General features: G+C 57.7%; 18 protein-coding genes, 1 tRNA gene, 2 rRNA genes and 2 pseudogenes (1 of these 23 only partly in view). 5 read left to right on the forward strand and 18 right to left on the reverse strand.

Annotation, left to right across the window (positions count from 1 at the left end; genetic code table 11):
- Window positions 1–3: 3 nt before the first annotated feature.
- The 3 genes from ACJ2A4_RS07445 to ACJ2A4_RS07455 are packed head-to-tail and all read right to left on the reverse strand — an operon-like array spanning window position 4 to window position 4318.
- Window positions 4–831: an urease accessory protein UreD gene (locus tag ACJ2A4_RS07445; RefSeq protein WP_408872343.1), complete on the reverse strand. Its 828-nt coding sequence runs from the start codon at window positions 829–831 to the stop codon at window positions 4–6.
- Window positions 828–1871, reverse strand: coding sequence for a HoxN/HupN/NixA family nickel/cobalt transporter (locus ACJ2A4_RS07450; protein WP_408874124.1), 1044 nt, complete (start codon window positions 1869–1871; stop codon window positions 828–830). Before ACJ2A4_RS07450 ends, ACJ2A4_RS07445 begins: the two co-directional genes overlap by 4 nt.
- The gene (locus ACJ2A4_RS07455) at window positions 1838–4318 is read right to left on the reverse strand and encodes a TonB-dependent receptor plug domain-containing protein (RefSeq protein WP_408872344.1); all 2481 of its coding nucleotides are present in this window, start codon (window positions 4316–4318) and stop codon (window positions 1838–1840) included. Before ACJ2A4_RS07455 ends, ACJ2A4_RS07450 begins: the two co-directional genes overlap by 34 nt.
- Window positions 4319–4589: 271 nt before the next feature.
- Here ACJ2A4_RS07455 and ACJ2A4_RS07460 point away from each other — a divergent pair, with 271 nt between their 5' ends.
- Complete coding sequence (locus ACJ2A4_RS07460) at window positions 4590–5327, forward strand: DUF72 domain-containing protein (RefSeq protein WP_408872345.1); 738 nt, start codon at window positions 4590–4592, stop codon at window positions 5325–5327.
- A 5-nt stretch (window positions 5328–5332) separates the two neighbouring features.
- On the opposite strand, the gene nagB is transcribed toward ACJ2A4_RS07460, so the two are convergent.
- The 10 genes and pseudogenes from nagB to ACJ2A4_RS07510 all read right to left on the reverse strand — a co-directional run.
- Complete coding sequence (gene nagB, locus ACJ2A4_RS07465) at window positions 5333–6076, reverse strand: glucosamine-6-phosphate deaminase (RefSeq protein ID WP_408872346.1); 744 nt, start codon at window positions 6074–6076, stop codon at window positions 5333–5335.
- 26 nt (window positions 6077–6102) lie between these two features.
- On the reverse strand, window positions 6103–7209 hold the full coding sequence (gene nagA, locus ACJ2A4_RS07470; protein ID WP_408872347.1) for an N-acetylglucosamine-6-phosphate deacetylase: 1107 nt from the start codon (window positions 7207–7209) through the stop codon (window positions 6103–6105).
- Entirely contained in the window at window positions 7209–8120 is a 912-nt protein-coding gene (gluP, locus tag ACJ2A4_RS07475) for a glucose/galactose MFS transporter (protein WP_408874125.1), read from the reverse strand. The genes nagA and gluP overlap by 1 nt, the downstream gene beginning before the upstream one ends.
- Window positions 8105–8900 (reverse strand): IS5 family transposase gene (locus tag ACJ2A4_RS07480; protein WP_408872348.1). Its coding sequence is split into 2 segments (ribosomal slippage): window positions 8105–8561 and window positions 8560–8900, totalling 798 coding nucleotides; the frame shifts between segments, so codons are not numbered across the junction. The genes gluP and ACJ2A4_RS07480 overlap by 16 nt, the downstream gene beginning before the upstream one ends.
- Window positions 8901–8928: 28 nt before the next feature.
- Window positions 8929–9342, reverse strand: a complete 414-nt coding sequence (locus ACJ2A4_RS07485) for a hypothetical protein (RefSeq protein ID WP_408872349.1) — start codon at window positions 9340–9342, stop codon at window positions 8929–8931.
- Complete coding sequence (locus ACJ2A4_RS07490) at window positions 9339–10301, reverse strand: N-acetylglucosamine kinase (protein ID WP_408872350.1); 963 nt, start codon at window positions 10299–10301, stop codon at window positions 9339–9341. The genes ACJ2A4_RS07485 and ACJ2A4_RS07490 overlap by 4 nt, the downstream gene beginning before the upstream one ends.
- Window positions 10302–10617: 316 nt before the next feature.
- On the reverse strand, window positions 10618–11292 hold the full coding sequence (locus tag ACJ2A4_RS07495) for an IclR family transcriptional regulator (protein WP_408872351.1): 675 nt from the start codon (window positions 11290–11292) through the stop codon (window positions 10618–10620).
- A 202-nt stretch (window positions 11293–11494) separates the two neighbouring features.
- Window positions 11495–13714: a PQQ-binding-like beta-propeller repeat protein gene (locus ACJ2A4_RS07500; protein WP_408872352.1), complete on the reverse strand. Its 2220-nt coding sequence runs from the start codon at window positions 13712–13714 to the stop codon at window positions 11495–11497.
- Entirely contained in the window at window positions 13714–14118 is a 405-nt protein-coding gene (locus tag ACJ2A4_RS07505) for a glycerol dehydrogenase (RefSeq protein ID WP_408872353.1), read from the reverse strand. The genes ACJ2A4_RS07500 and ACJ2A4_RS07505 overlap by 1 nt, the downstream gene beginning before the upstream one ends.
- 127 nt (window positions 14119–14245) lie before the next feature.
- Window positions 14246–14749: pseudogene (locus ACJ2A4_RS07510) on the reverse strand (carbohydrate porin); the annotation flags it as partial.
- Window positions 14750–14892: 143 nt separating this feature from the next.
- Here ACJ2A4_RS07510 and ACJ2A4_RS07515 point away from each other — a divergent pair.
- Complete coding sequence (locus ACJ2A4_RS07515; RefSeq protein ID WP_408872354.1) at window positions 14893–15972, forward strand: IS5 family transposase; 1080 nt, start codon at window positions 14893–14895, stop codon at window positions 15970–15972.
- Between the two features lie 110 nt (window positions 15973–16082).
- On the opposite strand, the gene ACJ2A4_RS07520 is transcribed toward ACJ2A4_RS07515, so the two are convergent.
- On the reverse strand, window positions 16083–16409 hold the full coding sequence (locus tag ACJ2A4_RS07520; RefSeq protein ID WP_408872355.1) for a carbohydrate porin: 327 nt from the start codon (window positions 16407–16409) through the stop codon (window positions 16083–16085).
- A 116-nt stretch (window positions 16410–16525) separates the two neighbouring features.
- Here ACJ2A4_RS07520 and ACJ2A4_RS07525 point away from each other — a divergent pair, with 116 nt between their 5' ends.
- The 3 genes from ACJ2A4_RS07525 (at window position 16526) to ACJ2A4_RS07535 (ending at window position 19454) form a co-directional block, all read left to right on the forward strand.
- Complete coding sequence (locus tag ACJ2A4_RS07525; RefSeq protein WP_408872356.1) at window positions 16526–17605, forward strand: IS5 family transposase; 1080 nt, start codon at window positions 16526–16528, stop codon at window positions 17603–17605.
- Window positions 17606–17740: 135 nt separating this feature from the next.
- The gene (locus tag ACJ2A4_RS07530) at window positions 17741–18583 is read left to right on the forward strand and encodes a YncE family protein (RefSeq protein ID WP_408872357.1); all 843 of its coding nucleotides are present in this window, start codon (window positions 17741–17743) and stop codon (window positions 18581–18583) included.
- 124 nt (window positions 18584–18707) lie between these two features.
- On the forward strand, window positions 18708–19454 hold the full coding sequence (locus ACJ2A4_RS07535) for a glucose 1-dehydrogenase (RefSeq protein ID WP_408872358.1): 747 nt from the start codon (window positions 18708–18710) through the stop codon (window positions 19452–19454).
- A gap of 336 nt (window positions 19455–19790) precedes the next feature.
- Here the strand turns inward: ACJ2A4_RS07535 and ACJ2A4_RS07540 are convergent.
- The 4 genes and pseudogenes from ACJ2A4_RS07540 to ACJ2A4_RS07555 form a co-directional block, all read right to left on the reverse strand.
- A pseudogene (locus ACJ2A4_RS07540) lies at window positions 19791–20076 on the reverse strand (transposase); the annotation flags it as partial.
- A gap of 177 nt (window positions 20077–20253) precedes the next feature.
- A tRNA-Met gene (locus ACJ2A4_RS07545) sits at window positions 20254–20330 on the reverse strand.
- Between the two features lie 52 nt (window positions 20331–20382).
- Window positions 20383–20497, reverse strand: a 5S ribosomal RNA gene (gene rrf / locus ACJ2A4_RS07550).
- A gap of 83 nt (window positions 20498–20580) precedes the next feature.
- Window positions 20581–22130, reverse strand: a 23S ribosomal RNA gene (locus ACJ2A4_RS07555); it runs 1186 nt beyond the window's last position.

Consider the following 22130-nt stretch of genomic DNA (forward strand, 5'->3'; position numbering starts at 1 on the left):
GTGTCATGACCGCCATGTGGCCGGCATGGGGCGCCCTTCCCGCAGGACCGGCAGGATCCGTCTGATCGTCTTTTCCAGCGACCAGCCGCCCGACGCCACCCCTCGGATGACCAGCATGCCATTCCACGCCGATGCTGCAAACTCATGCGGCGCGATGGCGTCCAGTACGTCCCGCACGGCGTCGAGATGCGCTTCCGCGAGCGGCGAGACCAGAACCAGCGTGGCGACTGCAAGCTGGTCCGCGCTCGCGGCTTTGCGGGCCATCAGGGCGGAGACATCGTCGCTCTCCAGCCGTACGAGGTCTTCCAGAATGAGGCGCCCGTCCCGCCGGACTGTCAGCCGGTCACGCAGGGCAAGTGTCTGCAGGATTTCGCCTGAGCCGGTGCGGCCGAACATCCGGCTTTCAAGGAAGAGGAAGCTGGATGAGGCCTCCATGTCCACGGTCATGTGCCGGCGAAGCTGGCTGCCATCGAAGAAAATCGTTCCGTGGGGCAGCCAATCCAGTCTGGCTCCGGGCGCGATATGGCAGGATGTGAGGATTTCGGGAGGCGTATCGCTGGCGCGGGCGCGGTAGATGCGTTCTGCGGCCTGCGACGTGACCAGCAATTCAGTGTCCGGCGCGCAGGCGATGCGGCCTTCAATCCGGTCTCCCCCCGCGATGCCGCCAGAAATATTGACGGTGACGGCTTCCAGCGACGCGCCGTCCACGCGTGGGAACAGCAGGCGGCAGCATCCGCCCTGCTCCAGATCGCCGCGGACGGTCTGCCCGTCCCGGAGCTTTGCCGTCAGGCCGAACCAGCCTCTGGCGCGCTGAAGAACTGCCGTACTCATGCAGGCTCCTCCCGGCCGGATCGCAGCAGGAACCATCCGAGGACGGACGCGCAGAAGACGGCGGCGCCGATCAGTTCAAAATGATCGGACAGCAGGCTGGCGAGAGATGTGAGCGTTTCCAGTCCCGGCAGACGGTCCGCAAGAAGGTTCACCAGTTCGATCCCCGCAATGACGAGCGCCAGCATAACGGAGATGGTGGTCAGGGCCAGATTCCAGTTCATCCTGCGCCCTGCCCTTTGGTACAGGCCGTGCATCAGGATGCTGTCGGCCGTGTCCAGCAGGGCCATTCCGGCGGTGAAAAGCAGCGGGAACATCATGATCTGCCAGATTGGCAGGCCGTGCTGGTTCTGGACGATGGAAATGCCCAGCAGGCTGATTTCCGAAGCGGTGTCGAAGCCCAGACCGAAGAGAAAGCCGACCGGATAGAGGTGCCAGCTCACGGAGACCTGACGCAGGATCGGGGTGAGCAGCCGGGAGAGGCCTCGGGGTGGCATTTCAGGGTGAGTGGTTTCTGTGCCGCGCCGTTTGCGCCACAGATCATGCAGGGTCGCGGCGTTGAGGGTGGCGATGACGAGCAGGAACAGGACGGAGATCCATGTCCCGAACAGGCCGCCCTGCACCGCAAACGCGTCGATCTGCGTGCGGTAATGCTGTCCGGCGAGGACGATTACGAGTGTGGCCAGACAGACGATCGTGGAATGACCCAGCGAGAAGAAAAGTCCTGCCGCGCGGGCCTGCCGGTTCTCGCGCAGGGCAGCGCGGGTGACGTTGTCAATGACGGCAATATGGTCCGCATCCAGAGCGTGACGCAGACCCAGTCCATATGAAAGGGCCGCAGCGCCCAGAAGAAGCGCATTTCCGTGGAACAGCAGGACTGCCAGAAGCCACGCCAGAGCGTTGACCCCAATCAGAGGTCCGATCAGGCGCAGTGCTCCGGAACGATGGGGGAGATCCTTCCCTGTCAGGAGCTTTCTCCCGTGTCTGGCACTCTCATGAAGCGCGTTTCCTAGAAGTTCAGATTGGCCTGCAGGTAGTAGTATCCACCGTTATAGCCGAGCTGTTCAATCTGATAGTCGTACTGGAACGCACCAAGGTAGCGGAATTCCTTGGGAATGCGGCGCTGCTTCGCGTTGCCGACATTGTTCCCGCCGAGCGTCAGTCCAAGCTGCGGCAGGACCTGATAGGACATGGCCAGATTGGTTTCGAAACGGGCCTTGTTCACGTAGCGCATGAAGTCGGTATTCGAATAGGCCAGCGGGCCTTCGTAATAGGTCAGCGAAGACGTCGCATGACCGTAACGGACCTCATGCACGGACACACCCAGCTTCTTGTACTGCCAGGTGCCGCCAAAAATCAGCTTGTTCTTGGGCGTATAGCTCGTGATGTATGCGGCCTGCTGGGAGTTCAGCAGACTGTTGCCGTTCGCGTCCTTGCCGGTATGGGTCAGATCGGTCTCGTTGAGGTTCAGGGCCACGTCCCAGTCGATCTTGCCCCAGTCGCGGAAGCGGGTTTCGTAGCGCGCGGTCACGTCCAGACCCCGCGTCCGCGTGTCGGCCGCATTGGCGTAATAGGAGGCGGTGACGGCGTTGGACTGGAGCGTGGACGGCACCGTAAAGCCGTCGAGACGGAGGGCTTCGATCGCATTCGCACCGTTATAGACGCCTGCCGCCAGGATGCGGTTCTTGATGGTGATCTGATATGCATCCACACTGATATGCAGACGCGGCAGCGGGTCCAGCGTGAAGCCCGCGCTGTAGCTCATCGTGTGTTCCGGATGGAGTGGCTTGGCCCCGATCAGGCGTGCGCCGGCGGAATTGACCGGCAGATAACCCGTTGCATAGGTCGGCGCGACCGACAGATTGGACCAGTGCTCCTGCAGCAGGGATGGCGCACTGAAGCCGTTCGAGATCGTGCCGCGCAGGGCGAAATACTTGTTGAAATCATAGCGCGTGGAGACCTTGCCCGTCTTGGTGTCGCCGGCGTCCGTGTAATATTCGTAGCGCCCGGCGAAATCGACCTGCCAGTTCTTCAGCGGCCGCATGGAGAGTTCCACATAGCCGGCCGTGACATCACGGTTGCTTTCACTGGCGTTCTGCGGGCTCAGACCGTGCAGACCCTGTGGGCCGGTGCCGTAATACGAGTTCGCGTCACCGGACATGATGTCGAATTCATCGTAACGGTACTGCGCGCCCATCGCGAGGTTGATCGGACCTGCGAAAATCGGTGTGTGGAAGCTGCGATGGATGCCGAAATCATTCGTCCACTGGGTGTTGGTGAACGCCATTTCGTGGAAGCTCGTCGGAGAGGCGCCCGTTGCCGCATAGAGCGACGGGTTGACGGTATTGAAGAGATCCATCGACGTATGGTCGCTGCCATAGGTCGTGCTGAGATCCCAGTTCCAGCCGAACTTCTCGCCCTTCAAGCCGAGGGTGACGCTGTAATCGTCTTCCGAAACGCTCTCCTTCGGGCTGAAGCCGTTGGGATACATGGGCCAGTCCGAAGACGCGACACGCGCATCCTGATAGCTCTCGCCATAACGGTGTCCGTAAGTCGAGAACGAATACAGGGACAGGTCCGGCAGGAAGTCATACTGCATGTTGTAGGAAATGGTGCCGCGCTGCTGACGCGGATCGCCCTCGTCCTTGAAGTCATACTTGCCGTTCCGGCTGTCGGCCGAATTGCGGATGGTGTGGTCCTGGTATTTGTATTCCGCGCTCAGATCGAAAAAGCCGCGTCCCATCAGGTCAAAGCCCGCATTGATGGACTCACCCGACTGGAAACCATCGCCAGCGTAACGTCCGCCATTGGTGGCCTGCATCGTGATGCCGGACTTGCGGTGTTTGAGAATGATGTTGATGACGCCTGCGACCGCATCGGAGCCGTAGAGGGCAGCGGCGCCGTCCTGAAGGATTTCCACATGATCGATCGCGGAGATCGGGATCATGTCGATATCAACACCGTTCGATCCCTGCTGCGGACCGGAATTGTTGGACAGTACGGATGTCGCGTGACGGCGCTTTCCATCGACGAGGATCAGGGTGTGATTGGGAGACAGTCCGCGCAGACGCAGCACATCCACCATATTGGCGTTGCCGATCAGGAGCGGCGCGCGCGTCAGAGAGGGTGTCAGCTGCGTCAGGGCATCACGGAGATCGGACTGGCCCGTGCGGGAAATTTCGGCAGAGGTGACGACCTGGATCGGGCTGGCACTCTTGCGGACCGTCTGGTGCGGGTCACGCGTTCCGGTCACGATGACCGTTTCGTCTTCCTTGGGGAGCGAAATCACCTTCTTGCCGGAAGAAACATGCCCGCCCGTCGCTTTCGAAGCCGGAGCATTCCTGCGATCCGATGCCACGTCAGCCGCATAGGCCTGCATACAGACAAGCTGGCTCGCAGCACATGTGAGCAGCATGACACCCAGAGGAATGGAGACTGTCTTCATCGGCTGATCTTCTTCCCGTTCATCCACCACATGTCCGTCGCTCAACCCAGACATCGGAGCGTTCTGAATATTCCCGGTGACCTCCCGCACTCAGCCGATCACCTTGCGGAAAAATCTAACGATCTTCGGAACGATAACGGAATGTATGTTTTTTTCCGTCCTACCGTAAGTTGTTCTTAGTCTTCCCGACACCGGGAACACTCCAGCAGGCAAGAGCAGATCCCATCACGGTGAGAGACAGCAGCACTCCTTTTCTCTCACAGACCAAGGGCGTACAGTGCTCCATCACCATGGCCCGGATCCAAGGAAACCGCTCATGTCCCTCCGCATCGGCGTTGCCGGCTGGTCAATTCCTTCTGCAATGGCCGGGCAGTTTCCTCCGGACGGCACACATCTGGAGCGCTACGGAACACGCCTGTCCTGCGTCGAGATCAATAGCAGCTTCTACAGGCCACATCGCCGCACGACCTATGAACGCTGGGCAGCAAGTGTCCCGCCCTCATTCCGCTTTTCCGTCAAGCTCCCCAAGGCAATCACGCATGAACGCCGCCTGATCGACTGCCAGGACCTTGTTGAAAAATTCGTCGATGAAACGAGTGGCCTGGGCAACAAACGCGGCCCTGTCCTGGTCCAGCTTCCACCAAGTTTCGCTTATCCCGGCGAAACCGCTGAAGCCTTTTTCGAGGAACTGAAACGCCTGCTTACCGGCCCGGTCGTGCTTGAGCCTAGACATGCCAGCTGGTTCAGTCCCGAAATCGACCGGATGCTGCAAAGACAGCAGGTCTCACGCGTCGCAGCCGATCCAGCCAAACCCGTCCCTGCCGTGGCCCATCCCGGAGGATGGCAGGGTCTGGCATATTTCCGACTTCATGGCTCGCCACGCATCTACGAATCCCCCTACGAAAAAGAAGCCATCGCAGAACAGGCAGAAACCGTAGCAACTCTCATAGGTCAGGGCGCTGAAGTCTGGACCATCTATGACAATACAACCTTCGGCGCCGCCACACGGAACGCATTCGAACTCACCGAAGCTCTCTCCACACAAACCGACTGAAGAGTTCAGCCTCTTTTCTGCGCCCAGATGCTGGCGGCGTCCCTGTCCAGAATGACGGTGACATTGTCATGAAACCGGATGGCGGTGGCACTTACGTCCGCGCTGATGGGGCCGTTCAGGGCGTCGTTGATGATGGCCGCCTTCCCATCCCCGACAGCCACCAGCAGAAGCTGCCGGGCCTCCAGGATTGTTCCGACGCCCATGGTCAGGGCACGCTCCGGAACCCGCTCCGGATCGTTGCCGAACATGCCGCTGTTCTGCCGGCGCGTGACGTCATCCAGAGGCACCACGCGCGTCCGGCTGTCGAAAGCGGATGGCGGTTCATTAAAGCCGATATGACCGGTTTCCCCAATACCCAGAAGCTGAAGTCCAATCCCGCCCGAAGCACGGATGGCCGCTTCGTAACGCGCACATTCCGCGTCCAGATCCGCCGCAACGCCGTCAGGAACATGCGCTCTCCCGGCAGGCATGTTCACATGGGCGAACAGATGCTCCCGCATGTAGTGGTTGTATGAGTTCGGATCTGTCGGAGGCAGGCCGACATATTCATCCAGGTTGAACGACGTGGTGCCGGAGAAATCCAGCGTCCCCGCTTCATGCTGCTGCACCAGCAGGCGATAGATGCTTTCCATCGTCCGGCCCGTCGCAAGGCCCAGAACCGGCGTCGGAGTGCTGCGGATTTCATCCGCGATCATGTCAGCGGCGCGGGTAAAAGCCTGATCGGAACTGTCGGTGACGATGATTTTCATGGGTGGCCTCCCTCCTATCCGGATGCTCAGGCTTGGCGCTCGCCATTGACCCAGACTTCGGTAACCTGAAGCCTGTCGTCGAGAACCGTGAAATCCGCCAGCAGATCCGGCGCAATGGCACCCCGGTCATGCAGGCCGAGATAGGCGGCGGCATTCGTGCTGACCAGACGCGCAGCCTTCGGCAGGGACATCCCTGCCTGCATGGCATTGCGCAGGGCCTGGTCCAGCGTCAGCACGCTTCCCGCAAGCGTACCATCAGGCAGGCGGACCACGCCATCACGGATCACCACATCCTGGCCGCCCAGCTGGCTGGGTCCGTCCGCTTCACCAGTGCCGCGCATGGCATCCGTCACGAACAGCAGGCGGTTTCCCATCATGCGCTCCGCCAACCGGAAGCTGGCAGGATGGACATGGTGGGTATCAAAGATCATCTCGCCATACGCCACATCGCTGCACATCAGCGCCGTCACCGGGCCCGGACGCCGTCCCTCGATGGGGGACATGGCATTGAACAGATGGGTCGCCCCTATGGTGCCCCCGGCCGCACAGACAAGACAGATGGCCCGTTCGGCTCCATCGTAATCCGTCGTGGTATGTCCGAGACTGACCCTGACGCCTGCACGGGCAAAGCTCTGCATAGCCGCAGGAGCGTGTTCGAGTTCAGGCGCGATCGTCACGACGCGGACGCAGCCGGTGCCGATGGCTTCAGCCACGCGCGCGGCCGTCGGTTCGATATTGAAAGGCGGCTGAGCGCCCAGCTTGTGCGGACTGACGAAGGGTCCTTCCAAATGCGCCCCGTGAATGCGCGGACCGTTCTGCACGCCTCTCTCACGGACCGATGCGACGGCTCGCAGGGCGTCCATGACGTCAGACCAGGGCGCGGTGATCGTGGTAGGCAGAATGGTCGTCGTACCATGCGCAAGATGGAAGCGGGACAGCGTTTCGATGGCCGCCACACCATCCATCGTGTCAGCACCTCCGCCACCGTGGACATGTCCGTCAATGAAGCCCGGCAGAATGTAGCGGTTTGCAGTTTCAGCGAGTGGTGTGATGTCCCGGATATGGCTGTCGAAGCTGACCCGGCCGTCCACGATCCGGTCCCGCAGGACAACCCGGCCCTCAAGATAAGACATTATAACTCCCGATCCAGAGGTAAGAGGCCCGTCTGGCCATAGCGTCGGGCATAAAACAGGAGCGCAAGATAGGATGGCAGAACAAGCAGGGCAAACATGGCCTGAAAGCCGATGACGGGTTTCAAGGCGACGTAAATCTGCGGGATGATTGCGCCGCCGCTATATGCCATGACCAGCAAAGCAGACGCCAGAGGAGTCCACAAACCCGCGCCACGGATGGCGATCGGAAAAATCGTGGGCATCAGCATGGCATTGGCGGCTCCCAGAAGGGCCACGCAGAGTACGGAGACATAACCGTGCGTCAGAAAGGCTGCGATGGTGAGCAGTCCTCCCAGTATGCAGGCCAGTTCCATGAGCCGCTCCTGCGTCACAAAGCGGGGTACGATCAGAAATCCGGTCACATATCCCCCAAGCATGGCCGCCAGAGTCAGGGACGTGAAAAAGCGGGTCTGGCTGAGAGGCAGGCCGAAGCCCTGCCCGTAAGTCCCGATGGCGTCCCCGGCCATGACTTCAATTCCGACATACAGGAACATCACGACAATGCCGGCGACCAGATGCGGCCGGAAAATGCGTTTGCTGCTTTCCAGTGGTCCGGGAAGCGGGGGCGCCTGCAGGTCGGGCAGCGGACAGATTGCCACGCCGATTGCCGCTATCAGCAGGATCACCGCCATTGTCATGTAGGGAGCGTAAATGGCGTGGACGAAACCGGCCAGAAGGGCATTGCGCGCCACAGGATCAGTCGTCTCCTGCGCGCGCTGCGAGATGCTGCCGATATCGCCCATGACCAGGGTTGCGAGCACGATCGGGGCAAGGATCCCCGCGCATTTATTGCACACCCCCATGATGGCAATGCGCTGGGAGGCGCGTTCGGACGGGCCGAGCAGACTAGGGCCTGTTAGGGCTTGATCCAGTCTGCTGCGGCAGCGATGTGGATGACCGCGAGGAACGACGTTGCTGTTTTTTCATATCTGGTTGCGACAGCGCGCCACTCCTTGAGGCGAGCCCAGAGGTTCTCAACGAGATGCCGACACCGATAGGCCCATTTGGGGCAGACGACCGGGCCATCGCGTCGTTTCGCGGGAATGGCTGGCCGTGCTCCCATGTCCCATATCCGTTCACGCATGGCGTTCGACGCGTAGCCCTTGTCCGCTACTACCCACAGGGGAGTGGCGGGAAGGCTGTCGAGCATGGCTGGTGCCAGGGGCAGTTCATGAGCCTGTCCAGGGGCCAGCGCAAAACCGAAGGCTTTTCCATGTCCATCAGCGATCACGCAGACTTTTGTGCCATAGCCGCCGCGAGAGCGGCCAAGTGCTTCACGATGGTCTCGCTCTTCGAAAGAGGCCCCTTTTTTGGGCTCCCGCCGCTTTGTGGTGAGCCCTGATGTTCGTGCCATCCAGAAAAGTCATTCCGAATGCCACTCCCTGTTGTTCCTGAACCAGTGCGAGCAGCCGCTCCCATACGCCGAGCTTCGCCCAGCGGATGAAAAGCTGCGCAGCCCGCCACCACGGACCCAGTTCAGCGGGGATACTCCGCCATTTCGCGCCATTCTCATGACGCCAGAAAATCGCTGCTATCGTCCGCCGCAGATCATGTGGCGGCGTCTTGCCCCTCGGGCGAACCTCCTCAATCAGAGGTTCCCAGATCGCCCATGTCTCGTCCGTAAAGGTGCCTGTTCTGTCTCCTTCTTCCATCCCTACAATATGGGAAGAAATTCAAGATCTAACAGGCCCTAACCAGCGGATTAATGACGACCTGCATCAGCGACAGGCCCGCCCCCATGACCAGAAGCCCGGTCAGTGCACCTCCGTACAGGCGCATGGCAATGAACTGCCCGAACAGGGCCACGCCCGCCGCGCAGAGAAGAAGCGATACGGACAGTCCGGTCCGCAGACCAAGCTTCCGGGCCAGAAAAGATGCAGGGAGCGAGAACAGGAAATACGAAAAATAGAATACCATCGGGACGAGAAAGGCGCTCGTATCGCTGAGATCAAACGCAACACGGACGAAGGAAATCAGCGGGCCGTTCATCCAGGTGACAAAACCCATGATGAAGAAAATCGCTGCCGCCACGCCCAGCGGTACCAGTCCGTAACGTCCGGTCAGGCCTTCATCAGGCCGAACAAAGCCCGTCACGACGTCAGATCCGCATCGCGCAGGGTTGCCGCTGTCCGGCTGATCCAGGCATCATCCGGATTCCACCCGGCCAGTCGCGCGGCCCTGAGCAGTCCACCTCCGACCGGAGGAAGACGCGGCTCAACAGGAGCACCATGCCGGGCCGTGATGGCTTCACGCAGAAAGCGGCTCTGGAAAGTTCTCCCGGCATAGCTCCATGCCAGGGGCGTTTCGGAAAAGTGACGCTGTGCGGCATTAATATGCTCGGAAAGATGGTCGGCAGCCTGATGCATCAGGCGTCTGGCCGGGTCTAGCCCCTGTTCGGCCAGATCCGAAACAATCCGGGCCAGCGCCGCGACACTGGCCCGCGGATGCTCAAGCGCGCCATACCATTCCAGCAGCGCCATCCCGCAGGTCTCCCTGTCGAGCGGCAGCCCCATGGCGCTTGCAAACGGGGCAAGAAAAGCCTGATCTTCCTGATTGCGTCCATCCAGCAGCATGGTCAGCAGGGACAGTGCCTGACGCCCGATCCAGAACGCGCTTCCTTCGTCTCCGAACAGGCCACCCCAGCCCCCAACCTTGACCTGGCTGCCCTTGCCATCCGTTGCCCAGGCGACCGAACCCGTGCCGGACAGCAGAAGAACACCTGCCTGCCCGCCAAATGCCCCGGTACACGCCATTTCAACGTCACCGGTAAAGCTGAAAGGTTGCGGAAAAGCAGCGGCGACAAGCTCTTCCTGTCTGCGACCATGAAGGCGGCTCTCGCCATAGCCAGCAATCCCGAGCGAAAGTGCCGCCGCCGTGTCGGGGATCTGCGCGAGCAACCCGTGCAGGACAGACTGCCAGTCGCTCTGGTCAAACGGGTTGGAACCCGCAGCCCGGGCCACAGGGCCCAGCGTCCCATCCTGACCGAGCACAACCAGAAGCGTCTTGGTCCCTCCCCCATCTATGGCCGCGATACAGGGCACAGTCTGAGGCATGGGCGCCCCATGGGAGAAAGGGCGGGACTGTGTAGTCTGGAGCGAAGCAGGCATGGGAAATGTTTCGTTCGGGGCAGCAGGATCGGACACGACAATCAGCGTCAGATGAACTGCACCAGAAGCGCAGCCGGTTGTCGACCTCTGGTGAGAATGAGCCTGAAAACAGGCTCATTCTCACAGTGGCTCAGACCGATATCATGTCCTGTGTCTCCTGTATCGATCTGGATATGATTTACAGCCCAGAGTCAGTCCAAAGCCTGCTGTTACAGAAAATTGGCGCTCGCCACATATTTCATCATCATCCACGCAAGCTGGATCAGCCGCTGTCGCGGCAGTTCGGAAGCCGGCCCCAGAGGGCAATGCTTGCACGGACCTCGCCGCTGCTTTCCCGCCAGGGAATGGCCACCGCATTGATCCCGGGCCGGTAGGATTCGATGTCGAGGGCATACCCCTTGATCCGTACGCTTTCGATTTCGGACAGGATATTTTCGTCCAGTGCATTGGAACGCGTGGCCAGCACCCGTTTTCCCAAGCCCGGCACAAAGGCCAGAAACACCAGTCCGACCGAAGACCCTTCAAGCTTTTCCCGGTCGCGCAGGCGGGATGCGGCGAAAAGCGGATCTTTCAGATCCACGATATCAACATAAGCGGCCTTGTCCCCGCTGGGCACCGCAAAATAGACGGTCGCCCCACTGTCCCGGGCAATATTTTCCAGGATGGGATGCATCCTGTCGCGGAAAACGTAGTCGTTACCGACAATGCGGGAGAGATTGAGGATACGCCCGCCAAGATAGTAATTCATGTCTCCCAGACGACGATGAACATAGCCAAGCTGTTCAAGCGTCTGGAGAATGTTGTGAGCAGTCGTTTTGCCCAAACCCGAGATCGTGGCCAGGTCCCGCAGGCGCGCCCCTCCTCCCTGCTGTGCAATGATTTCGAGCAGAGCCACGGCGCGTTCAATGGATTGAATCAGTTTAGGAGTTTTCGACATAAAACCTTTTCTCTTGAATGGCCGAAATGATCGAAACGCAGCCTGACAGTCCTGTTTAGCCAAAACGCCTTCCCGGGCGAATCTGGAAAACATCTGGCCGCTTTGCTTGCACGCAAAACGGCCATTTTCGTGTCCCGGACAAGGCAGGATCTGCGCCTCGACTTTTCCGGTTGTCGCAGTCCATGCGGCAACCGGTTTTTTTTCAGTTCGTGCCCTTGGGCAGGGCGAAAACAACCATCTGATCTGAGATCGGCGTCATCATGAAATGGTGCCCACCGGCCATGATCGCAACATACTGGCGACCATTGGCTTCATAGGTCATCGGGTTGGCTTGACCTCCCCCCGGAAGGACATGCGACCACAGGACCTTGCCCGTCCGCTCGTCGATGGCCCGGATCAGGTTGTCGGTCGCTGCACCAATGAAGACCAGTCCTCCCTTGGTAATAACGGAACCACCATTGTTGGGTGTCCCGATTTCCCAGGGCAGCCCTGTCGGCAGGCCCCACGGCCCATTGGCACGTGCCGTTCCCAGCGGATGCTGCCACAGAACCTTTTGCCCATGTTTCATGTCGATGGCGGTGATCATCCCGTAAGGCGGTTTGTGGCACAGCATGCGAGTGAACGGGTCCCAGAACGGCGCGATTGTGATCGCATAAGGTGTCCCTTCCATCGGGCCATTCCCTTCCGCCGAGGCGCCTGCACCAGGCTTGTAATGCACGGCATCGATCGGCATCAGCTTCAGGCTGTCCGCCTTGCGACGGGTGATGAGCTGGGCATACATCGGAGACGCATTCCAGTTGGCGATCAGGATGCCCGTTTCCGGATCATAGGCCATGGAGCCCCAGTCACTGCCGCCATTGTTCCCTGGATACATGATCCATGGCTTGTCCAGGCTGGGCGGCGTAAACTCACCCACATAATGCGCGCTACGAAACTTGATACGGCAATAAAGCTGGTCCAGCGGGGACATACCCCACATATCCTTTTCCTGAAGCTCCGGCATACGCAGGGCCGGCATCCCGACGGACCAGGGCTGTGTGGGTGCGCGCGTATCGCCCGGAACATTTCCTGCCGGGGCCGGACGTTCCTCCACGGGAAGAATGGGCTTGCCCGTCTTGCGATCCAGAACGAAGGTCTGTCCCCGCTTGGTTGGCACGATAATGGCCGGAACCGTCTGCCTGTCAGGCGTCGGCATGTCCATCATCGTAACCTGCGATCCCATGTCGTAATCCCAGACGTCCTTGCGCGTCGTCTGATAGACCCAGCGCGGAGATCCGGTCTTGACGTCCAGTGCAACGATGGACGTGGAAACGGCATTTTCCTCCGGGCTGCGATAACCACTGAAATAGTCGCCAGCGGAGTTTCCGGTCGGGACATAGACCAGCCCAAGCGCATTATCGCCCGTCAGAGCGGCCCAGGAATTGGGCGTGCCACGGCTGTAATGGTTGTTGCCGGTCGGCTGCGAATGATCATCGGGGCGTTTGACGTCCCAGGCCCAGACGAATTTTCCGCTCTCCACATCGTAACCACGCACCACCCCGGACGGCGCCCAGCGACGCTGGCCATCCAGAACCTCGTGATTGACAACAACCACGCCATTCACGACCATCGGTGGCACCGTCATGGCCACAAAGCCCGGAACGGACTCACCCAGCCCCTGCATCAGATTGACCTGTCCACCATGGCCGAAACCAGGACAGAATTCTCCGGTCGCTGCATCCACTTCCACCAGACGCATGTCCAGCGTGCCTTCGATGATCCGGTTGTGGCAGGGCTGCCCTTCCGGCGTCTGGGACGAGGTGAAGTATGTCACCCCCTTGCAGGCCGCCGTGTAAGGAATGGATTCATATTTTACATTGAGATCGCGCCGCCAGATCTGCTTTCCCGTCGCGGGGTCAAGCTTGATGATGTCGTTCTGCGCCGAGCACATGTAGAGACCGTCGCCGACCTTGATCGAGGTCGTCTCGGCCGCCCATTTGTTGGTCTGACCGGGACGCGGATAGCTGCCAGTGTGATAGGTGAAGGCGACTTCCAGTTTGGAGACATTCTCCGGCGTAATCTGGTCCAGCGGTGAATAGCGCGTCTGGTTATCGTCATGTCCATAAGCCGCCCAGTCCTCACGCGCCGGACTGGCGCTCTGCTGCGGGGCCATGGCTGGCAGGGTCGATGCGTCAATCGAGCCGATATCCGGCAGGTTGGCGGCGTTCACACCCGGAGCCTGCGGCGCATAAGGTGAAGGTCCGGCGAAATAGCTCGGATCAGCCGGGGCATTCTCGGCCGGTTCGTCAGCCTTGCCCGGTCCCGGAATGGACGCGGATGGCGGCCCGCCCGCACCTGCAGGCGCAAACTGTGCCTGCGCGGCAAAGGGTGCACAGGTCAGAGCCAGAGACGCCACTGTGGCGAAAAGATATGGCCGACGCATCAGACTGTTCCTTTACTGGAAAAACGCGCTTCCTGACGGCGCAGAACCGGGATCGACAGGGCCACGAGAATTCCCAGAAGGGTTGGCCCAAAAGCGTGCGGCAGGAGATCGATGGGGCTGAAACCGACTTCCCACAGGGACCACAGCCAGGTGTAGGCAAGGGCACCGAGATACAGAAATGCACCCAGCGTGCGCCCCAGAACCATGAGCACACCGCCTGCAAGAAGCACCAGACCGCAAATGGCGTAGTAAATGGAGCCACCCAGCATGGCGAGATCTGCTCCGCCGATGACGAACGCCACGCCGACAAGCATGATGACGACCCCAAGCAGCACCACAAGCCACTCCACAAAAGTCGCATGATGAAGATGCCGGAACGTTGCATTTCCGGATATATTAGCCATGAGTTTTTCCTTTCCCGAATAGGAAATTACCGATCGCACGAAGTTATCAAAAACAAGAACTTCCGAGATTACTCACATTACTGTGATATAACTTGGTATTCTTATAGTAATTACTAAGGACTCCACTTCAAAGTGTGATTCCTGTTTCAAAGTCCAGTATTATTGGATTTTTGTATTTATTGGTTCCACCCGTACTCCAGATATACTGAGCCCCCGGCCGGATCAGCAGCCAAGGCGTTGGGCGCCAGCCGTAATTGAGTTCGATCGCATGTTCGCCAGAGGGCTTGTAGATCCCCGTAGCTCCCGTACCCTGAAGTTCATGAACCCAGTTGGTCAGCTTCGGATTGACCCACAGCATTTTCATGCCAAGGCTGACAGTGTCATTCGGCCGCGCGGGGAATGTTCCCTTGCGGGTCAGCCCCCAGTCGACGAAATAAGGCGCAACCGATGTCCGTGGATCGCCCCATGTGAAAGAGGCGAAGAACGACGTCCCGCGGTTCGGATCGTTTCCGTCGCGCTCAAGCATCCGGTCAAACTGGAACCAGCCACCAAACCGTCCACGCACCTTGGAGACCGGAGCAGAAACCAGATACTGCGCCGGGATCTGAAACGTCCCCAGCTGGGAATAGGGCCTGTTAGATCTTGAATTTCTTCCCATATTGTAGGGATGGAAGAAGGAGACAGAACAGGCACCTGGAGGGTTCGAAAAACCCCCTGGTATTGAGGTCTGCTCTGTGATTCCATTTCCCCTTAGTTGATTGGGGATGATGAAAGATGAAGCAGCCGGGTTTCTTTGATGTTGAAGAACGGCTTGCCCGCTTGAGCGGGCTTGGTGATCAGCTCGAAGCATTTTCCCGGACTGTGGATTTTGAAGTCTTCCGCCCTGATCTGGAGCTGGCTCTGGCGTATTCTGACGGAAGTAAAGGCGGACGACCGCCATTTGATCCGGTGCTGATGTTCAAAATTCTGGTGATCCAGACGCTCAACAATTTGTCTGATGAGCGGACGGAATATCTGATCAACGATCGCCTCTCCTTTATGCGTTTCCTTGGTCTGGGACTTTCGGATCGGGTGCCGGATGCCAAAACGGTCTGGCTGTTCCGCGAGCGTCTGACCCAGGCGGGTGCGATCGAAGGGCTGTTCAACCGCTTTGATGCGACCCTGCGCAACGCCGGGTATTTACCGATGTCAGGCCAGATCCTGGATGCCACACTGGTAGCTGCTCCAAAGCAGCGGAACACCAACGCAGAGAAAGCCGATCTTCGGGAAGGACGTATTCCTGAAGACTGGCAGGACAAACCCGCAAAGCTGTCGCACAAGGATCGTCATGCGCGCTGGACACTGAAGTTCACGAAGGCGAAGCGGCAGGATGATGGAACCATGCCCTCCAGCGATCTCGCCATCCCGTTCTTTGGCTATAAATCGCATGTTTCCATCGATCGGAAATACCGGTTCATCCGGAAATGGAAGACGACGGATGCCGCCGCCAGTGATGGCGCGCGATTGAGAGAGGGGCTGCTGGATAAAACCAATACGGCCTCAACGGTCTGGGCTGACACGGCCTATCGTTCAAAAGCGAATGAGGACTTCATGGAGGAGCAGGGCTTTGTCTCGAAGGTTCACAGGAAAAAGCCGCATCTCAAGCCTATGCCCAGGCATATCCAGAAATCCAACGCCGGAAAGTCCGTTATCCGGTCGCGTGTCGAGCATGTCTTTGCTGATCAGAAATCACAGACCGGGCTGTTCGTCCGAACCGTCGGCATAACGCGGGCCACCATGAGGATCGGGTTGGCCAATATCGTCTATAATATGCGCCGCTTCCTCTTCCTGGAGCGGATCAGCGCGAATGCATAGCAATCCAGCGGGGGGCAGCACTCAATCTGCTCAAAACGCAGATCGAAAACGAACCCAAAAGTAGTCAATCAAATCGCCAAAAACCTGAAATCACCAGCCAAGCGTATCAATCAAGGGTTCTTCGATCCCTCCATCTCCTGCGGACTATCGAGAGCTGGCAGCTTTGCGCCCAGACCAAGACCCGCTCGTGATGTTACGGTGAGATGGAACAGACCGATCGAAAATCCCGTCAGCTTCTTGAGATCGAAATCCACATTGACGCCGACTTCATGTGCGTAGCGGACATTTTTCGATGCCCCCCCCATCGGATTTCCCGCACTATCCTGAAAATAATGTCCGCTGATATTGACGCCCTTTTTCGTCAGCCATGTCCTCCACCCGGCCCAGTCACCCGTCATGGTGCTCTGGGTCAGCCAGTCATGAAAACTGTCCGGCAACAGGCTGCTCTCCGTCGTATCAGAAGTTCGGGCAACGTGGAGGGTTCGAAAAACCCTTGGCTCTGAGCTGTTCTGTGTGATTCCATTTCTTCGGCGTTGATTGGGGATGGTGGAAGATGAAGCAGCCTGGTTTCTTTGATGTTGAAGAGCGGCTTGCTCGGCTGAGCGGGCTTGGCGATCAGCTGGAGGCCTTTTCCCGGACTGTGGATTTTGAGGTGTTCCGCCCTGATCTGGAGCTGGCTCTGGCCTATTCAGACGGAAGTAAAGGCGGACGTCCGCCGTTTGATCCGGTGCTGATGTTCAAAATTCTGGTCATCCAGACGTTGAACAATTTGTCTGATGAACGGACAGAGTATCTGATCAATGACCGCCTGTCGTTCATGCCTTTCCTTGGTCTGGGACTTTCGGATCGGGTGCCGGATGCCAAAACGGTCTGGCTGTTCCGCGAGCGTCTGACCCAGGCGGGTGCGATCGAAGGGCTGTTCAACCGCTTTGATGCGACCCTGCGCAACGCCGGGTATTTACCGATGTCAGGCCAGATCCTGGATGCCACACTGGTAGCTGCTCCAAAGCAGCGGAACACCAACGCAGAGAAAGCCGATCTTCGGGAAGGACGTATTCCTGAAGACTGGCAGGACAAACCCGCAAAGCTGTCGCACAAGGATCGTCATGCGCGCTGGACACTGAAGTTCACGAAGGCGAAGCGGCAGGATGATGGAACCATGCCCTCCAGCGATCTCGCCATCCCGTTCTTTGGCTATAAATCGCATGTTTCCATCGATCGGAAATACCGGTTCATCCGGAAATGGAAAACAACGCATGCCGCCGCCAGTGATGGCACGCGATTGAGAGAGGGGCTGCTGGATAAAACCAATACGGCCTCAACGGTCTGGGCTGACACGGCCTATCGCTCAAAAGCGAATGAGGACTTCATGGACAAAGAGGGTTTTGTCTCAAAGGTTCACAGAAAAAAGCCGCATCTCAAGCCTATGCCCCGACATATCCAGAAATCGAATGCTGGAAAGTCCGTGATCCGATCGCGCGTCGAGCACGTCTTTGCCGACCAGAAATCACAGACGGGATTGTTCATCCGAACTGTCGGTATCACCCGGGCCACCATGAGGATCGGGCTGGCCAATATCGTCTACAACATGCGCCGCTTCCTCTTCCTCGAAAGATTGAACGCGAGCGCATAGTCATCCAGCGGGAGAGCAGTCCCCGATCTGCTCAAAACGCAGATCAAAAGCTCCCCCAAAAACCGTCAATCAAATCGCCAAAAGCCTGAAATCACGAGCCAGGCGCATCAACCAACGGTTCTTCGATCCCTCCATGTGCAATCCGTTCCAGGCTTTGCAGACTTTATTGCGATAAATGATGCCACCGTCTGGGTAACAAACAAGGGAAGAGTTGAACACTGGTCCCGGAACGGCAAACTTTCAGAAGTGGCAATGCATCATCCATGCGGCGCTATGGCCGTGGGTTTTGGTTCTCTCTGGGTCGCCGATTGCGCTGACAATACGCTCAACCGCATTGACCTGAAAAACGAAAAACTATCCGCTGTCATCAACACGGGCATTGCCAATCCCCGAGGCGAAACGAATGTTGTCATCGGAGATGGATCGGTATGGGTAGCCAGTAACCGAAGCGGTTCAATTACACGCATTAATCCCCACGATAACAGTATCTCTTCAGTCATTCGGGTTGATGCTGATACATATTATCTCTCTTTCGGCCTGAAATTTCTATGGGCAACGACACCAACCGGACGGGAGCTGGAAAAAATTGATCCAAGGACCAACACCTTGGTGCAAAGGATCCCTCTCGGGAGGGATCCAGGCTTTCTGGTTGCCGGCGAAAACGCAGTATGGGTGCAGGAGCAGGCTGATGGAACCGTTGCACGTATCTCGCCAGAAACAGGGAAGGTAACTGGCCGGGTCAAAGTATCAGATACGCTGAAATACGGGGATATCGACGCTGGCGGGGGCAATATCTGGCTTCGCACGACGACCGGCCAGACGTATGTCGTGATCGATCCTGAAACTCTCGACATTCTGGCTCGGGTCGGAAAGGAGAGTGGCAGCGGTGCATTACGGTATACGAGTTCAGGAATCTGGACGACGTCTCACGATATACACACATTATCCTGGTGGTCTCCTGCTACTTTACGCCATTAAATATCGAGACTCAGCTTTTGGCAGAAAATCGACCAAGTACAAAAATGGTTATATTATAACGTTCAACATTCAATTATCCCGACCAGCGAATTTTCTTTATTTTTTAACGATGGGAATATGTTTCATGAATAAACTTGCAGGAAAAGTCGCAGTCGTTACAGGTGTATCTAAGGGAATTGGCTCAGGAATTGCCGAAGCACTTGCTGCGGCAGGTGCTGCGGTCATCATTAATTATGCTTCAAGCAAAGTCGAAGCAGATGCAGTTGTTACTGCCATTACTGACAAAGGTGGCCAAGCCCTTGCGGTACAAGGCGATGTATCGTGCAAGACTGATGCCGAAGCCATCATCGCAGCCGCTATCAGCGCATTTGGCAGACTGGATATTTTGGTCAACAACTCCGGCATCTACGAATTTGGCCGGATCGAAGAAATCACCCAGGAACATTTCCACCGCCAATTCAATGTAAACGTTTTGGGTTTGATCCAAGTGACACAAGCCGCAGTTCCTTACCTTGGAAAAGGGAGCAGCATTATCAACATTAGCTCGGTATGCTCACACGTCACGCCACCCAATGCTGCTGTTTATGTTGGTACGAAGGGCGCCGTGGATGCGATCACTGGATCGCTCGCAAAGGAGCTCGGTCCGAAACAAATCCGCGTCAACGCCATTAATCCGGGACTCACCAAGACTGAAGGAACCTATTCGACAAATATGGTTGCAACTGATCGGGAACGTACGGTAATTGCGCAGACACCGCTTCAACGCGTTGGTGAGATATCGGATATAGCACCGATTGCAGTCTTTCTGGCCTCAGATGATGCTCGTTGGCTGACCGGAGAAATTCTTATCGCTGCAGGTGGCCTCCGCTGAAGCTCAGCTTCTGAGCTCTATGCGTTTGCCATTCTCATAGGCGGATTATCACTCTGTACGAGACTGTACCCTGCATATCCAAAGACCTTTCAGAGTTGTCACGGGCCACTCCAAGTGGACCCACATGCCATGTTTCCAAATCACATTGACAAAAGGCGTGTACGATTTGGAAGGATCGAAGTACCTTTAATTGAATTTCTTACAGCCTGATTTTTGGGCTCAGCGGGCAAGCATTGATGGTTCTGGGTGATAAGTTTCACTCTTTACTTGGGCAGAGCGAAAGTATTGCTCGCTGCCCTGCTATGCGGCGCCCCTAATTCACTTTAGAATTAGGACTCATAGCCAGAAAATGATGGTTGCCGCGAGACAGATGGCTGAGACGAAGGTGGTCGGGCCTCTGTCGTAGCGGGTTGCGACCCGTCGCCAGTTCTTGAGTCTTCCGAACATATCTCGATGCGGTTGCGGCGTTTATATTCCTGCCTGTCGTATCTGAACTGATTGGTCCCGCTGTCATGAAGACGCTCAACGGTCGTCCGTTCTCATCGATGATCGCATGCAGCTTCGTGTTCATACCCCCTCTGGTGCGGGCCGCCTTATCAGCCCGCACCCCGCCCTTATACACCTGCGTACGAAGCAGTTGGTTGCGGGTGTCAGGAACCCTGATTTGAACCTACGAAGGCCAGAGTTCTGAGCCTAAGAGGCGATCTGGCGGCGATGCTGGGCTTTGCGGCGAACAGGAAAAACGCCATGCATCATGCGGACGCTGGCGTTCTTGATCGGTTCCTGGTGCAGGATGGTATGGTTGCGGGGGCAGGATTTGAACCTGCGGCCTTCAGGTTATGAGCCTGACGAGCTACCGGGCTGCTCCACCCCGCGGTGGTGTTTTTGATGTTGGGGATTTGTTGTGGTGTGTTGGGTAGGCTGGGGGACCTGGCGGCGACCGACTTTTCCGCACCTTAAGGTGCAGTATCATAGGCGCTGAGGGATTTCACGGCCGAGTTCGGGATGGGATCGGGTGTAGGGCCCTCGCAATGGCCACCAGGTCTTCCAGCCCACCCTGTCTTTTGAGAGAGGGTGGTGGTTGGTGCGTTGTGAAGAGTGTGGCTGATTTCTGTGCATGTGTTTTGGAGTGAGAAGTATGAGCGATTAGGACCGGTTAGCTGCATGCATTACTGCACTTTCACACCCGGCCTATCAACGTGATGGTCTGTCACGGCTCTATGAGACCTCGTTTTGAGGTGGGTTTCCCGCTTAGATGCTTTCAGCGGTTATCCCGTCCATACTTAGCTACCCGGCTGTGCCACTGGCGTGACAACCGGTGCACCAGAGGTATGTTCATCCCGGTCCTCTCGTACTAGGGACAAATCCTCTCAAGTCTCTTACACCCACGGCAGATAGGGACCGAACTGTCTCACGACGTTCTAAACCCAGCTCACGTACCACTTTAATCGGCGAACAGCCGAACCCTTGGGACCTGCTCCAGCCCCAGGATGTGATGAGCCAACATCGAGGTGCCAAACCTCCCCGTCGATGTGGACTCTTGGGGGAGATCAGCCTGTTATCCCTAGAGTACCTTTTATCCGTTGAGCGATGGCCCGTCCACGTGGGACCACCGGATCACTATGGCCGACTTTCGTCTCTGATCGAGCTGTCACTCTCACAGTCAGGCGGGCTTATGCCATTGCACTCGACAGCCGGTTTCCGACCGGCCTGAGCCCACCATCGCGCGCCTCCGTTACACTTTGGGAGGCGACCGCCCCAGTCAAACTGCCCACCATGCAGGGTCCCGGACCAGGCTTACTGGTCTCGGTTAGACATCAGAAAAATTCAGGGTCGTATTTCAAGGATGGCTCCACCCAAGCTGGCGCCTGGGTTTCAAAGCCTCCGACCTATCCTACACAGAATGTCTCTGATGCCACTGCAAAGCTGCAGTAAAGGTTCATAGGGTCTTTCCGTCTGACCGCGGGTACCCCGCATCTTCACGGGGAATTCAATTTCGCTGAGTCGATGCTGGAGACAGTGGGGAAGTCGTTACGCCATTCGTGCAGGTCGGAACTTACCCGACAAGGAATTTCGCTACCTTAGGACCGTTATAGTTACGGCCGCCGTTTACCGGGGCTTCAATTCAGTGCTTGCACACCTCCTCTTAACCTTCCGGCACCGGGCAGGCGTCAGGCCCTATACGTCATCTCACGATTTCGCAGAGCCCTGTGTTTTTACTAAACAGTCGCTACCCCCTGGTCTGTGCCACCCAATCATGGTTGCCCACGGTTGGGTCTCGTTTATCCCGAAGTTACACGAGCAATTTGCCTAGTTCCTTCAGCATCGTTCTCTCAAGCGCCTTGGTATTCTCTACCAGTCCACCTGTGTCGGTTTCGGGTACGGTCTATACGCCAGAGCTATTTCCTGGAATGATTGAAAAGCCTGTTCAATCCGTTAAGGACAGACAACATCTCTCATTCGTCACTTCTGGCAGGCCCAGTAATATTCAACTGGTTCCCATCGACTACGGCTCTCGCCCTCGCCTTAGGGGCCGGCTCACCCTGCGTGGATTAACCTTGCGCAGGAACCCTTGGACTTTCGGCGACAGTGTTTCTCGCACTGTTTGTCGCTACTCATGTCAGCATTCGCACTTCCGATATCTCCAGAGAGGGTCACCCCGTCTCCTTCGCAGAC

The organism is Gluconobacter roseus, from assembly GCF_046058915.1.
GTDB lineage: Bacteria > Pseudomonadota > Alphaproteobacteria > Acetobacterales > Acetobacteraceae > Gluconobacter > Gluconobacter roseus_A.